Source organism: Pseudomonas fluorescens (assembly GCF_902497745.1).
Classification (GTDB): domain Bacteria; phylum Pseudomonadota; class Gammaproteobacteria; order Pseudomonadales; family Pseudomonadaceae; genus Aquipseudomonas; species Aquipseudomonas fluorescens_BM.
Map to the genome: position 1 here is coordinate 107133 of NZ_CABVHJ010000002.1, position 14633 is coordinate 121765.

A 14633-nucleotide genomic window follows, 5' to 3' on the forward strand; every position below is an offset into this window, starting at 1 on the left:
GAAATCAGGCGCTGGGAACGGCTTGGCCGTCGAACCGGTCATTGGCGCTAACCCGTAACCATCGCTATGCTGAATCGACTCATACAAGGAGGAAAGGGTATGTACAACGAAGCCCAATTCGACGAGGCCATTAAGCAAGGATGGGACTACTTTTCTACACTGCAACCGAACTACTATGAGAATAATTTTTACGGACAAGTTCGAGCCATCGAAGGCTACAAGAGATTATCTGTAGAGGACAAGAACTCCTATTTCAAGGAAGGAAACCAGAAATCTTACGCAAGTCAGTATGGTTGGGTGATCTACCAGAATGCCTACAAAAACGCACTCAACGCATTAATTCTTGGCGGCTTGAAGAAACTCAGGAAAGAGGGTGGTGCGTCATTGTTTACCAATTTCGGTACGACGTCTTATACCCCGGACAAGCACACCGCCGATTTTTTTTCGACGCCTGGAAGCTGGGAAATTCAGCACGTCGGCAGCATATTGTCCGAAAAGTTCTGGTGGCCACTGATGAATGACTGTTGGCTACTGGGAGGTGTCCATCGCCTTTGCGTATTTTATCTGGCTTATAAAACCGGGCTGGATAAAAGTTTTCTGTGGAGCACTAAGGGAGGCGGCAGGCCAACCATTCTTGGACGCGAAATTATTGCACTCGAAGCTTGTGGCTACAAACGTATCCGGCATCGTTTTGAGGCGAGTCTGGGATTTATGTTCGGTGTGGTCAATGGAGATGCCGCACTTAACGCTACATTCGATACGATTCGCGTTGCCGCTGAAGCTTGTGACTCGGTGGACAAGATCCTGAAGTTTATGACACATGAAACCGTTGATGGGTCCGCTACCATTGAACTAAGTGAACCTGTCGTCGCTTGGGATATTAACAACCTGGAAAATATTTACTGGAAGTACGAACTCAGCGGTGTTGCACGGATGACCGGCCGAATTGTCAATTCGCAACGTCGGGACGATCCTCAAGGACAATATGTTGAAATTCAGTTGATCAATGGCAGGCAACTGTGGCAACGCCGCGGATTCCCTACCGAGTCCATGTTTACCGCTCACTGGAATAAAGTCTACGTTCGCCGAGAAATCGTAGAGGCTATTCTGCGCAGGGCCAACCGGGAGCTGGTGCTCAGCGTATAGCCTATCGTCGGGTGCCGTCTCCATGGTGATAACCAGGGTTCGATTCCCTTCACCCGTTCCATTATTTTCAAGTCCTCCAGCCTGGCCGGGCGGTTAATGCCGAACCTCAAGACGATTGCCAACTTCCGAATGTATGTCCAGCGGGAGAGCTGCTAATATGGCGCTTCTCCGGCGTCGAGAAACTTCAGGTAATTTGATAGAAGTGCTTAACAAACGACCCAGGTAACAAGTGGAACAGCATGCAAGAAATGAACACTGGCTCACCAAAGAAAAAATTTAGGAAGCAAGCGATTGCAGCTATTGTGTGTTTGCTTGCGGGGGGTTGGATTTATTATTTTTGTTGGGCCGCTGGCATTTCAGCACGAACCATTTTAATGCCGGAACTCCCCGAGTTTACGACATGCCTGATTTTTGGTGCTCTTGTCGGTATCGTTTTTGCGGGTCGGGCAATCCGCGCCGGCGAAACAGCAAAAGGGGCAATACAATCTTTTGGGGGTGGGTTTTGCATTAGTTTGTTTTTCTCTATAAATTTTTATGATGTCTGTGCCTATCTGTTGCCTGGCAAAGTTGTTAGTTATGAGTCAGAGTATGAAGTTACCTATCCGGGGCCGTCCAGATATTGTGAGGCAGGTCTATGGATCAACGATCCAAACACCCATCGCAGGATTGAACTCTGCACAAACAAAACAGAGCTGAACGAGCGAATTGGTCGCGGTATATATGCCGTATGGGTCACGGCTCGCACTAATAAACTAGGCTCTTACATTATCGGCTATACATTTTTCCGCAAATAAATCTGTCAGCCAAAATGTTTTATAAATGTGGTCTGTACCTGGAATCTCTTTGCAGCCCACACTGAGCAGTTTTCGTGGATACGAAAATTAGTCGCGGTGTCATTTTTATCAGCTTTGGCAGTTGCGCTTTTTTCATCCCTCTTGCGGTCGACACGCTGTTTTCCATCTTGGCAGCTCCCGCGATTGTCAGCGGATCAACTACGCTCCAGAAACAACCCCGCAGATCGAAGAAACAATGCGCACGGTCGAGACAACCAAAACGATGGAGGGAACCAACAGGCCCTGCCAGCGAGCGTTTCGGCGTTCGGTCGTTCTATCCAGGCCCAGGCCGCTCCTCATCAGGGGCAATCGGGCTTTCGCTTGTTATCCGAGAGTGCCGAGGCGTTCTCGGCCCGCGCTGAATTGATTCGCAACGCGCAAAGCAGCCTCGACTTGCAGTACTACATCGTCCACGACGGCATCAGCACGCGGATACTGGTGAGCGAGTTGCTCAACGCCGCCGACCGCGGCGTGCGCGTGAGGATTTTGCTCGATGACACCACCAGCGATGACCTCGACCGGATTATTGCGACGCTGGCTGCGCACCCACTGATTCAGGTTCGAGTGTTCAACCCGTTGCACCTGGGCCGCAGCACCGTCGTGACACGAACGATGGGCCGACTGTTCAATCTGTCGCAGCAACATCGACGCATGCACAACAAACTGTGGGTGGTGGACAACTGCGTGGCCATCGTCGGCGGGCGCAATCTGGGCGACGAGTATTTTGATGCGCAGCCCGACAAGAATTTCAAAGACATCGATATGCTCAGTGTTGGTCCGGTTGCAGAGCATCTGGGGCACAGTTTTGACCAGTATTGGAACAGTGCGCTGAGCAAGCCCATCGAGCAGTTTCTCTCGATCAGACCGTCGATCACGGACCTGAAAAACAGCCGCACCCGGCTGGACGAGTCCCTGGAGGAAACGCGCAAGCAGAATCATGCGCTTTACCAGCAACTGATGACCTACACCACGCATCCACGTCTGCATATCTGGCGTCAGGAGCTGATCTGGGCCTGGAACACAGCGATGTGGGATGCACCGAGCAAGGTCTTGGCGAAGGGCGAACCCGCCCCGCACTTGCTGTTGGCCACCCAGTTGGCGCCTGAACTCAACGGGGTCAGTAAGGAGCTGATCATGGTGTCAGCCTACATGGTGCCCGGTCAGCCGGGCGTGGTGTACTTGACCGACCGCGCCGACGCCGGCGTGTCGATCAGCTTGCAGACCAACTCACTCGAAGCCACTGATGTGCCCGCCGCGCATGGTGCGTACGCCCCGTATCGGCAAACCTTGCTGGAGCATGGCGTGCAGTTGTTCGAGCTACGGCGCCAATCCGGCGCCAATGGTGACAGCGACGACAGAGGCGGCGGGCCGCGCCTGTTTCACAGCGGATCTTCCAACAGTTCCGACTCCAGCCTGCACAGCAAGGCGATGATTTTCGACCAGCAGAAAGCATTCCTCGGCTCGTTCAATTTCGACTCGCGCTCACTCTTGTGGAACACCGAAGTCGGGGTGCTGGTCGATGATCCGCAACTCGCCGGACGGGTGCGTGAACTGGCCCTGGAAGGTATGGCTCCGGCGCTCAGTTACCACACCGTGCTGGAAGAGAATCAAATGGTCTGGGTCACCGAGGATGACGGCAAACAGCATACGTTGACCAAGGAACCGGGGAGTTGGTGGCGGCACTTCAATGCGTGGCTGAGCGGCACGATCGGGTTGGAGCGGATGTTGTGAAGGCTATGTCCGCTGTGCTCCGTGGCAGTGGTTGGCGGTCATCCTGATGCTTTCACGGTCAGAAAGAGGGTGTGGCGATGAGGTGCACGACGCGGCTTTTCAGCCTGTTGCTAGTGGTTGCGGGCAGCGGCCTCATCGCCATCGTCCCGGATGCGCTGAGTCAAACTACCCCTCAAGCCACCCAAGAGATACAGGCCTTGCTGGATTTTGTCGAACGCAGTGAGTGCCAGTTTGTGCGCAACGGACTTGAATACCCGGCATCCCGCGCTCGGGCGCATCTGCAGCAGAAGCTGGAATATCTGGAAGGCAAAAACAGAGTGAGCACTGCGGAAGATTTCATCGATCTTGCAGCCACCGAAAGCAGCCTGAGTGGCCGCGCCTATGAAGTGCGATGCCAGGAAAGCCTGGAGCCGGCGAGCACCTGGTTGAAGAGGGAACTGCAGAGGCAGCGGCAACTGCATTGATCTTGTCTCCGGTCCAATAACAGCCAGAATGAAGGATTCCGGCATGACTTAACGCATGAACCGGCTATCGACCCTGTAGGCAATGATGGCAATATGGCCACTTCAGGAGAAATAGCATTCAGGGATGAGGAATATGGTTTCGATTCAGGTGGATGGTGAGGACAAGACCGCAAAGATCAGCGACTGGGCGATTCGCTGGAGCGACAAGGACGAATTTCTGCAACTGACCTGTCAATTCCCCTCCAGGAAAAAATACACCCGCCCACTCAGTAATTGTCTGGTTTCGCCCACCCGCGAGTTGACCAATGTATTGCTGCACAAGCGCGGCAGCACCAAGCCCATTGCCAACGCTACGATTTACGGCGAACGCTATGCCGTCGTGCACTATCCGGGCAGCAAAAAGCCCTATGTCTACAAGATGGACAGCATTGGCTTTAGCGCTCCGACACTGATGAAGGACACGGCAGTCTTCCGCTATTTCACGACCGTGGCGAATGCCCGACAGGATCACGCTGAGTCGCAGACGGATCGTGAAATTGCCGAGAATGTGGTGCGCCAGCTCGGAACACTGCCCGCCATCGCTGGCACTGCCTTGCAAGCCTATTGTGCGGGGCGCAACAGCACGCTGGCGCCGGGTCAGGGACTCATCTATCCGTTCGGGCTCAACGAGAGTCAGCTTCAGGCAGTCGAACGGGCGTTCAGCGCGCAAGTCAGCGTGATCGAAGGCCCGCCAGGGACCGGCAAGACCCAGACGATCCTCAACATCCTCGCCAATATTCTGTTACGCGGGCAGACGGTAGCAGTGTTGTCCAACAACAACGCTGCCGTGGAAAACGTCTACGAAAAGCTGGAGAAATACGGCCTGGGCCACTTGGTCGCCAAGCTTGGCAACCAGGACAAACGCAAGGCCTTCTTCGCAGACCTCCCTGCGTGGCCATCCAGTGCGACCGAGCCAGAACCGTCCCTGGATGAGATCCAGAACTTGCTCGCCCGCTTGAAGCAGCACCTGCAAGACCACAACAGGGCGGCGCAACTGCAAATCGAGCTGGACGAGCTGGTCATCGAGCGGCGCTACCTGCAACAGTGGCAGGCAGAAAACGATGTGCAGGCCACAGGCTCGCTCGACAAGTACGGCCTGACTCCGCGCAAGACTGCGGACCTCATGGCCTACCTGGCTTACCTCGGCGAGCAGCGCATTCATCTCAAAGACCGGATCGAGCTACTGTTCAAATTCAGGATATTTCGCACCAAGCCGTTCGCCGGGGGCGAGGCGCGCATGGCCGTTTTCCATGCACTGCAAATGCATTATTACGACAAGTCGCTGCGGGACAAGGAAGCGCAGCTGCGGGCGTGCCGTGATTCGTTGGCGCGCGCGAACTTCACGGCCCTGCTGAAAGAGCTGACAGTCGCATCGATGCAGCATCTGAAGCGCCATCTGCAACTTCATGTACCGCAGTCGGACAGCTTTGATGTCAAAACCTACCGCGAGCATTTCGATGCCTTCATGCAGCGCTTCCCTATCCTGGGCAGCGGCACGCACTCCATCGTCAATTCGATCGCGCCGGGAGCGGTCCTCGACTACGTGATCATCGACGAAGCCTCTTTGCAGGACATCGTGCCGGGTATCCTGCCACTGGGCTGCGCCAAGAACCTGATCGTCGTAGGTGACAACCGCCAGTTGCCGCATATCCCCGTGGCACTGGGACTTCAAGCGCCGGCCGAGGCCTACGATTGCGAGCGCTACAGCTTGCTGGATTCGTGCATTGCCGTGTTTCAGGACGCGGTGCCCAGAACCCTGCTGAAAGAGCATTACCGCTGCCACCCCCGGATCATCCAGTTCTGCAACCAGCAGTTCTACGACAATGCACTGGTGCCGATGACCGAGGACAACGGCGAAGAGCCTCTGCGCCTGGTGGTGACCGCCAAGGGCAACCACGCCAGGAAGAACACCAACCTTCGGGAGCTGGACTCCCTGCTGAAGGTGCTTGAGGAGGAGGGGCAGCCCGTCGGAATGGACGGCGAAGGCCGCGGTTACATTGCCCCGTTCAGGGCACAAGTCAACTTGTCCGGCACGCACTTGCCGACAGACTTCGTCAAGGACACCGTGCACAAGTTTCAGGGGCGCGAATGCGACGAGATCGTTTTCTCCACCGTGCTGGACAAGAAACGCTACAACCAGGCGCGTACACGCCTGGATTTCGTCGACGACCCCCGCATGATCAACGTGGCCGTTTCGCGGGCCAAACAGCGCTTCACCCTGGTGACCGGCGACGAGGTGTTCACTGACAACAATGGCCACATCGCCGCGTTGATCCGATACATCAGCTATTACGCGCAGGACCAGCACATCGTGCGCGCGCCGGTGGTGTCGGCATTCGACTTGTTATACCGCGAGTACGATCAGTCTCTGGCACGCCTGGACGCCCGCCTGCGGCCTGAGGATTCGCGCTACAAGTCCGAACAGATCGTGGCGCAGTTGCTGCGCGACGCGCTGTGCGCCCCGGCGTGCCAGGCATTGAAGTACCACACACAGATCCAGCTGGATAAGCTTGCATCGCCGGCTGGCCTCGACTGGACGGAGCCCCAGCGGGCGTTCATGCGGCGTGCCAGTTGCGATTTCGTGATCTATTTCAAAGTGGGCAAGCAACCGATAGGAGTGATCGAGGTCGATGGCGGGTACCACGACCACCCCGTACAGGCAGCTCGGGACGCCATGAAAAATGAGATTCTGGCTAGAAGTGGCATTCCCATTCTGCGGCTGCGCACAGTTGAGAGTGACATTGAGCGCAAAGTTGGCGGCTTTATCGGGCAGTGGGCCAGTCCTCTGCATGGCGCATAAGCACTGGGGCAAAGGTCGTCAACTCTGATGGTCTGGCCCAATGTTTTCTTGATGTGGTCTGTCCCTGAAATTTCCTCTGAAACCTCAAAAATCGATGTCTCAAAACTGCAGCTCATCACACATTCTTTGCAAGAACTCGTCCCCGGCGGCGCACTCGGAAAGCAGGTGATACCCTGACCAGATGTCCCAACCTGCAGCAAGCGTCAGATCTGCGCGCTCGAAGTCGGGACAAATTGTTTCGTCCAGGCCTACAACGACTTCGCCAACACGTCGAAAGCCCCAGACATTAACCAGTTTGCTTTCCAGCGCCTTCCAGTCGGCATCCGACAACTCACCGAACTCGATGAGTAAATGGCCATTTGCAGCTTGCAGGACAATCATAGGTTCGCGCCGGGGAAGGGGTATAAGGTCGATGGGGGGCTAGCATTCAAGCAACTGCACAACGTTAGCAAGGAACATACATGTTGGTCATAGGCATTGATCGGGATAGCGTGCATGCAGGGGATGATCTGGACAGTCACAGGACAACAATCGGGCTTGATCCGACTCTGACACTGCGCGCATTGTTCGAAGCGATCCAAGGTATGGGTTACTTGCCTGCCATCAGTGGAGGCGAGGCGACGTGGATTATTTGCTCGTCGGGCAAACACATAGGTGTTTTAGCTCAGCAATGGCCTGAACCCCAATTGACGATCCCCGCCGAAAGCAGTCTGAGTCAGTATTTTGCAGATTCCGAACCTCGCCTACTGTTCAGATATTGGTGCCAGGCAGACCCTGCCTATGTCTTTTCACAGATAAATGCTGGACATGAACCACCGCCCCGATTTTAGGACTGGCAAGATGTTTTCTGCTCATCAAGAAGCTGCGTCGGCGGTATTTCTCGAGCGACTGCTTTCGGCTGTTGATTCAGCCCTTCAACGACATCGGTTTTTCCCCACCCGGAGGCAAGCCAAACAGCCTCCGCACCCCGTTAAGAAACGCCCCATAAGGTCGACCCAGCACCAGCATCATCACCGCCGCACCCAGCGTGCCGCGCACCAGACCTTCTCCCGATGCACCACTGAAGGCAATGATTGCCGCATAGATCGGCACCTGAAAACTGACCAGGGCGATGCTGTCCCAGAGCAACCTCGACAGCCGACCCTGACCGGCGCGCGTCATCAGCCAATCGCGCCAGACACCGTACGGTCGTGCGACGGGAATCATCAGCGCCGCGCCCAGCAGGCGCGCCTGCAGAACCTGATCCCAGGTCATGCCGGCAATGAAACGTTCATTGATGATGCCTGTGGTGGTGAAAAACAGGATCAGCGCCGTGGTGTCTGCGATAAATGCAGTCCGACGCGTTAGGCTTTGCAGGCGTTGCGGCACCTCGATTCTCCTTTCATGGCTTCAGCTTTCCTCAGCTAAACGCCGGCGCTTCATCGTGCTGTGACAGCGGCTGCACCGCGAGGTGCGGCGATTCGCCGAAGTACTCGATCAGCAGATCAGTGAGCACGCGGATCTTGCGCGCGGGATGCGGGCCTGGCGCGCGGAGCAGATAGGCACCGGCCGGGGGCGGTGGATGGTTGGTCATGATCGGCACGAGTGCACCCGAGGCGATGTGTTCGTGGGTGAGGCAATCGGGCAAATAGGCGACGCCGAGGCCGGCAACTGCGGCCGCAGCGAGCGCGGTGCCGTTGTCAGCCTTGAAGCGTCCTTGCGGGCGAACCGTGATGACCTTGTCAGCCGCCATGAATTGCCAGGCTTCGGTGCCTTGCATGAGCGCTTGATGGGCGTGCAGTTCGTCCGGGGTTTCGGGGGCACCGTGTGCTTTGATGTAGTCCGGGCTTGCGACGAGCTTGGTGTAGACCGGGCCGATACGCCTTGCGATCAAGTTGGAGTCCTGCAGATATCCCACGCGAATGGCGCAATCGTAGCCCTCGGTAATGAGGTCAACGAAGCGATCGCTGTAGCAGGTTTGCATGTGCAATTGCGGGTGACGGCGTGCCATTTCCGCCAGCACCGGGGCGAAGTGCGTCGGCCCGAACGACAACGGCACTGCCACGCGCAAGCGACCGCGCAGCGCGCCGGCGGGCAGGATGGTTTCTCTGGCGATATCGATTTCGCTGCAGACTCGGGCGGCGTAATCGCGGAACGTCGCGCCGGCCTCGGTGAGCGATGCCCCACGAGTGGAGCGAGCCAGCAGTTGCACGCCCAGTTCTGCTTCAAGCCGGGCCAGCCGACGGCTGACGATTGATTTCGAGACCCCGAGCCGTAGCGCCGCTTGTGAAATACCCCCGGCATCCGCTACGTCCACGAAGGTTTGCAGTTCTTCGATATCCATTTCCGCGTTCCCCTTGGCGCGACACAGTTCGCCTCGGGATGCTACTACTGCCGCGAATAGGGGAACAGCACAATGGGTTTCCAGCCACGGCTTCACTTACGTGCGTTCTGGAACCATTAGCCGCACGGGCTTCCGCCGTTCACCCACGTGCGTTACCCCTACAAAAGGACCTGCAAATGGCAAGCGAAGCAATCCGCAACCCCCACACCGATCAACTGCTGACGCCCGAGAATTCAGCGTTGATCATCATTGACTATCAACCGGTTCAGGTGTCTTCGATCCGCTCGATGCCACGGGATGAACTGGTCTTCAACATCACCAGCGTCGCGAAGGCAGCGGTCAATTACAACCTGCCGATCATCCACTCGACCGTCAATGTCGCGACAGGCCGCAACAAACCGCCGATTCAAGAGTTGCAAGCGGTACTCGGCCATCTGCCCACCTATGACCGTACGTCGATCAACAGTTGGGAGGACACCGAGTTCAAGCAGGCGGTCAAAGCGCTCGGGCGCAAGAAACTGATCATGACCGCGCTGTGGACCGAAGCCTGCCTGACCTTCCCGGTGCTCGACGCGATTCAGGAAGGCTATGAGGTTTATGTGCCGGTCGATGCGGTGGGCGGCACTTCACTGGCCGCGCACGAGGCGGCGTTGCGCCGAATGGAACAGGCGGGGGCGAAGCTCATCAGCCGCGTGCAGATGTACTGCGAACTTCAGCGCGACTGGGCGCGAGACGTGAGCGTGCCGGGCTTTATGGGCGTGTTCGAAAACTTCGATGGCTTCAACGCTGAAAAGGCGCTGCAAGCGTCGGGCAACAAGGCCTGATTAAGCGGCTGTTGCTGAAGGTGGCGCTGGGGACAATCGGCGCTGCCTTCATTTGGCCTGTCTCGACACCTGAAAATAATCTGAACGGCCTCGGAACCTGCTCGCCTAATGATTAGCTTGTGGTCAATCGCACAGGCGCTGTGTCAATAACGGCACACTCCGAGAGGTGGTCAACGTGGCTAAAGACGAAAAGAAAAGCAAAGACAAAAAAGGTGACGCTTCGAAAGCCAGCAAGGATTTGAAAGACAAAAAGTCATCACCTGAAAAGAAATCAGCGGCGGCTTCGGCGCTTTCGAAGTCCTCCGACAAGGACAAGAAAGACAAGAAAAAAGATACCGAGCCCAAGAAGTCTGCGAAAAAAGCGGACAGCAAGCCTGAGAAGGCCAAGGATTCAAAGAAGGCGGAAAAGCCGGCTAAAAAGAAAAAGTGACGTCCGCTATCGGCCAGGGCTTTACGCCCTGGTTTCCTCCCCGGCGACCATTCAATGACAGGATCCCGTGCGGCTTAAGCGATGGAGCGGTCATTCCTCTTTGGCTTTGCCTATCCTGTTCTCCCACAGCCCATGCGAGTGTGCAGTCATAAAAAATCCATGAAAGATAAGGTTGAATGCAACCTGTGAAGCCTAGGATGGATTTCATGCGGGTTACTTTCTGGATAGGGATATCACGATGAAGCACAGCGATGACTTCACTGTCGCTATAAATCTGCCGGGGAGGTGCGTCCGCACTCCGTACGGCGCCAGGCTCCGCAAACACGCCAACGCGGATATATCAGCCGACACCATAAACCCCCGGCCTGCCGCAACGGCGAATGATCGATGAGGCTGGAAACCGAATCTCCTCGCCCCACTCGATACGCAGACAACCGACCAGAAAAAGAAGGCGCAGAACCTGGACAGGAAGGTGGGGCACAAGCCGCGCTGATCGACACAGGCTTGCTGTGCCTGGCCATGCTCGCCCGATACCACCTTGTGGCAGTCGACGTTGACCAACTGGCGCATGAGTTTCGCCTGGATGGTCGCGCTTTCGGCACGACCGAGGTGTTGTTGGCGGCAAAGAAACTCGACCTGCGTGCCCGTAAGTCGAACACGCGCGTTGAACGTCTGGCGACGACTCCGTTACCGGCCATGGCGCGCGACCATCAGGGAAACTTTTTCATCATCGCGCGCCATGATGCTGACAAGGTATTGATTCAGGATCCACGCCAGACCAGCCCCGTCGAGCTGACAGTGCAAGCGTTGCGTGAGCGCTGGTCTGGCGAGTTGATCCTGATTGCTTCACGCGCCTCGATCAGTGGCGACCTGGCAAAGTTCGACTTCAGCTGGTTCATACCGGCAGTGGTCAAGTATCGCAAGTTGTTGCTTGAGGTATTTGTCGTGTCGTTTGTGCTCCAGCTCTTTGCGCTGGTCACTCCGCTGTTCTTTCAGGTCGTGATGGACAAGGTGCTGGTGCATCGCAGTTTCACCACACTGGACGTGATCGCTGCCGGGTTGCTGGTGGTAGTGATCTTCGAGGTGCTGCTCAACGGCCTGCGCAGTTATGTGTTTGCCCATACTTCCAGTCGCATTGATGTCGAGCTGGGCGCACGCTTGTTTCGCCACTTGTTGAACCTGCCGCTGGCTTATTTTCGCGCGCGTCAGGTAGGTGACTCTGTTGCGCGGGTTCGAGAACTGGAAAATATTCGCTCCTTTCTCACCGGCAACTCCATCACGGTGGTACTGGATCTGTTTTTCTCCATCTTGTTTCTTGCCGTCATGGCTTACTACAGCGTCTGGCTGACGTTGATCGTGGTGGTATCACTGCCTTGTTATTTCTTGCTATCTCTGGGATTCACTCCGGCTCTACGCGCCCGGCTGAATGAAAAATTCAACCGTGGCGCGCAGAATCAGTCATTCCTTGTCGAGACCATCAGCGGTGTTGAGACGCTTAAGGCAAGCGCCGTCGAACCTCAATGGATACGCAAGTGGGACAACCAGTTGGCCGCTTACGTCAAGGCCGGGTTCCGGACTACCGCGATTGGCACAGTGGCCAATGGCGGGGTCACCCTGATCAGTAAGCTGGTCACCGTAGCCACCATGTGGCTGGGGGCAAAACTTGTCATCGATGGCCAACTGACGGTCGGGCAGCTCATCGCTTTCAACATGCTTTCCGGGAATGTCGCTGGCCCTGTCATGCGATTGGCCCAACTGTGGACTGAGTTTCAGCAGGTGGGCATTTCAATGCAACGCCTGGGCGATATCCTCAACACCCGCACGGAGGTGCACACCCCCCGGCCCGCATTACCGCCGGTGAACGGCACCATATTGTTCGACAAGGTCGAGTTTCGCTATCGGCCCGGCGCGCAACCGGCATTGCGCGGGGTGAGTCTGGCCATATCAGCCGGTGAAACCGTCGGCATCGTCGGGCGCTCGGGTTCAGGGAAAAGTACCCTGACCAAACTGGTGCAGCGCTTGTACCAGCCAGAGCAGGGTCGGATCCTGGTCGACGGTGTGGATATTTCAACCATCGATGCGAGTTCACTGCGCCGCCAGATCGGTGTGGTCCTTCAGGAGAACATTCTGTTCAACCGAAGCATTCGCGACAACATTGCGCTGAACGACCCCGGTACCCCTCTGCAACAGGTCATGGCGGCTGCGCGGCTGGCCGGAGCCCATGAGTTCATTGCTCAGTTGCCCGAAGGCTACGACACGATGGTGGGCGAACAGGGATCCACGCTGTCGGGAGGACAACGGCAGCGTATCGCCATTGCGCGGGCATTACTGACCAACCCTCGTATCCTGATTTTTGATGAGGCGACCAGTGCGCTGGATTATGAGTCCGAACGCATCATTCAGAACAACATGCGCCAGATCAGTCACGGCAGAAGCGTACTGGTCATCGCCCATCGCCTTTCGGCGGTGAAAGATGCCGACCGTATCGTGGTCATGGACAGCGGTGACATTGTCGAGCAGGGCACCCATGCTCAATTGATCCAGCTGGAACATGGGCACTACGCGGCGCTTTATCGTATGCAGCAGGGATAACACATGGACTTGGGGCATACCTTGCGCGCCTGGGGAGATTTGCTCAGGCGCTATAACGTTGTATGGACAACGTCCTGGCGACAGCGCAAATCCTGGGAGCGCAAACGGCATGATGCCGAGGAGGCAGAATTTCTGCCCGCCGCGCTGTCCTTGCAGGAAAAGGCGCTGTCACCCGCTCCGAGGGTCGCGATGTGGTTACTCATCAGCTTCGCGCTTTTGGCGGTGCTTTGGTCGACATTAGGGCAAGTCGACATTGTTGCGACGGCAGAGGGCAAGATCATTCCGAGTGAAGGCACGCAGGTGGTGCAGCCGTTCGGGACGGCGACTGTCCAGGCCATTCACGTGCGCGAAGGACAACTTGTGCATGCGGGGGATTTACTGATCGAACTCGACGGCACAGTGGCCGGGGCGGAAGCGCAGCGCATCATCAACGAATTACAGACCTGGGCTTTGCAGGTAGGCCGTGCAGAGGCCATGCTCGCCGCCATCAACGGCGAACGCATGCCGCTGCTGGCGCCCGCTGAAGTCGATCCGCTTGCGTTCGCCGACGGACAGCGACTGGCCGAAGCAGAGTTTTCGTCTTTGCAAGCCAAACTGAGCGGTATCGGGGCGCAACTCTCTGGCCGTCAGGCCGAACTTCAGTCCACGCGCATGCTGGTCAGCAAGTTAGAGAAAACGTCACCCATCGCCCGACAGCGTGCCGAGTCTCTGAAAGTCTTGGTCGCTGAGCAATATGTGGCGCGCAATACCTACCTGGAACGCGAGCGCGAGCGCATTGAACAAGAGGCAGAACTGGCGGTGCAACGCAGCCGCCTGAAGGAAATCGAGGCTTCTATCTCGCAAGTCAGGCAACAGGGCGAGACCCTGCGGGCAGATGCCCGACAGACAAACCTGGAACGTTTGAATGAAGGCAATCAGCATATCGCCTTGCTACAGCAAGACCTGATCAAGGCGCGGCAGTCCGCCCACCTGACCCGGTTGACTGCACCGGTATCCGGCTCTGTCCAGCAACTTGCGGTGCGTACGTTGGGCGGTGTTGTCACCCCGGCTCAGCCTCTGATGCTGATCGTGCCGGAAGAAACAGTTATCGAGATCGAGGCTTTTCTGCCGAACAAGGACGTCGGTTTTGTTCAGCCCGGTCAGGACGCCGAGGTCAAGGTCGAGACGTTCCCGTATACCAAGTACGGCGTTGTTCCAGGCACCGTGATCTCAGTGTCGAGCGATGCAATCAACGACGAAAAACGCGGGCTGATCTATTCCATGCGCATTGCCATGGCGCGCTCGACCATCGCCGTGAACGGCACGAACATTCGTCTGGCGCCAGGCATGGCGGTGACTGCCGAGATCAAGACGGGAAGACGTCGAGTGATCGAGTACTTCCTGGATCCTCTGGTCCAGTACGGCAACGAAAGCATTCGCGAGCGTTGAAGAAGAACAGTTGGCGGACGGGG

11 protein-coding genes and 1 pseudogene are annotated in these 14633 nt (G+C 56.7%); 9 read left to right on the plus strand and 3 right to left on the minus strand.

Features of this window, described 5'->3' with window-relative positions; translation table 11 throughout:
• Positions 1 to 99: 99 nt before the first annotated feature.
• The 5 genes and pseudogenes from F8N44_RS03220 (at position 100) to F8N44_RS03240 (ending at position 7013) form a co-directional block, all read left to right on the plus strand.
• The gene (locus F8N44_RS03220; protein ID WP_150649286.1) at positions 100 to 1146 is read left to right on the plus strand and encodes a hypothetical protein; all 1047 of its coding nucleotides are present in this window, start codon (positions 100 to 102) and stop codon (positions 1144 to 1146) included.
• 239 nt (positions 1147 to 1385) lie between these two features.
• Positions 1386 to 1940: a hypothetical protein gene (locus tag F8N44_RS03225; RefSeq protein ID WP_150649287.1), complete on the plus strand. Its 555-nt coding sequence runs from the start codon at positions 1386 to 1388 to the stop codon at positions 1938 to 1940.
• 276 nt (positions 1941 to 2216) lie between these two features.
• A pseudogene (locus F8N44_RS03230) lies at positions 2217 to 3710 on the plus strand (phospholipase D family protein); the annotation flags it as partial.
• Between the two features lie 77 nt (positions 3711 to 3787).
• Positions 3788 to 4174, plus strand: a complete 387-nt coding sequence (locus F8N44_RS03235) for a DUF5329 domain-containing protein (RefSeq protein WP_150649569.1) — start codon at positions 3788 to 3790, stop codon at positions 4172 to 4174.
• Positions 4175 to 4307: 133 nt separating this feature from the next.
• Entirely contained in the window at positions 4308 to 7013 is a 2706-nt protein-coding gene (locus F8N44_RS03240; RefSeq protein WP_150649289.1) for an AAA domain-containing protein, read from the plus strand.
• Positions 7014 to 7112: 99 nt separating this feature from the next.
• On the opposite strand, the gene F8N44_RS03245 is transcribed toward F8N44_RS03240, so the two are convergent.
• The 3 genes from F8N44_RS03245 to F8N44_RS03260 form a co-directional block, all read right to left on the minus strand.
• Positions 7113 to 7394, minus strand: a complete 282-nt coding sequence (locus F8N44_RS03245; RefSeq protein WP_150649290.1) for a hypothetical protein — start codon at positions 7392 to 7394, stop codon at positions 7113 to 7115.
• Between the two features lie 525 nt (positions 7395 to 7919).
• Positions 7920 to 8381: an L-alanine exporter AlaE gene (gene alaE / locus F8N44_RS03255; RefSeq protein ID WP_150649292.1), complete on the minus strand. Its 462-nt coding sequence runs from the start codon at positions 8379 to 8381 to the stop codon at positions 7920 to 7922.
• Between the two features lie 31 nt (positions 8382 to 8412).
• On the minus strand, positions 8413 to 9336 hold the full coding sequence (locus F8N44_RS03260) for a LysR family transcriptional regulator (RefSeq protein WP_150649293.1): 924 nt from the start codon (positions 9334 to 9336) through the stop codon (positions 8413 to 8415).
• Positions 9337 to 9512: 176 nt separating this feature from the next.
• Here F8N44_RS03260 and F8N44_RS03265 point away from each other — a divergent pair, with 176 nt between their 5' ends.
• The 4 genes from F8N44_RS03265 (at position 9513) to F8N44_RS03280 (ending at position 14610) form a co-directional block, all read left to right on the plus strand.
• Positions 9513 to 10160 carry a hydrolase gene (locus tag F8N44_RS03265; RefSeq protein ID WP_150649294.1) on the plus strand — a complete coding sequence of 216 codons (648 nt, stop codon included), beginning with the start codon at positions 9513 to 9515 and terminating at the stop codon, positions 10158 to 10160.
• Positions 10161 to 10326: 166 nt separating this feature from the next.
• The gene (locus tag F8N44_RS03270; protein WP_191630848.1) at positions 10327 to 10590 is read left to right on the plus strand and encodes a hypothetical protein; all 264 of its coding nucleotides are present in this window, start codon (positions 10327 to 10329) and stop codon (positions 10588 to 10590) included.
• 387 nt (positions 10591 to 10977) lie between these two features.
• On the plus strand, positions 10978 to 13182 hold the full coding sequence (locus F8N44_RS03275) for a type I secretion system permease/ATPase (RefSeq protein WP_224794726.1): 2205 nt from the start codon (positions 10978 to 10980) through the stop codon (positions 13180 to 13182).
• A 3-nt stretch (positions 13183 to 13185) separates the two neighbouring features.
• Positions 13186 to 14610, plus strand: a complete 1425-nt coding sequence (locus tag F8N44_RS03280; RefSeq protein WP_150649296.1) for an HlyD family type I secretion periplasmic adaptor subunit — start codon at positions 13186 to 13188, stop codon at positions 14608 to 14610.
• The last annotated feature ends 23 nt before the right edge of the window (positions 14611 to 14633 follow it).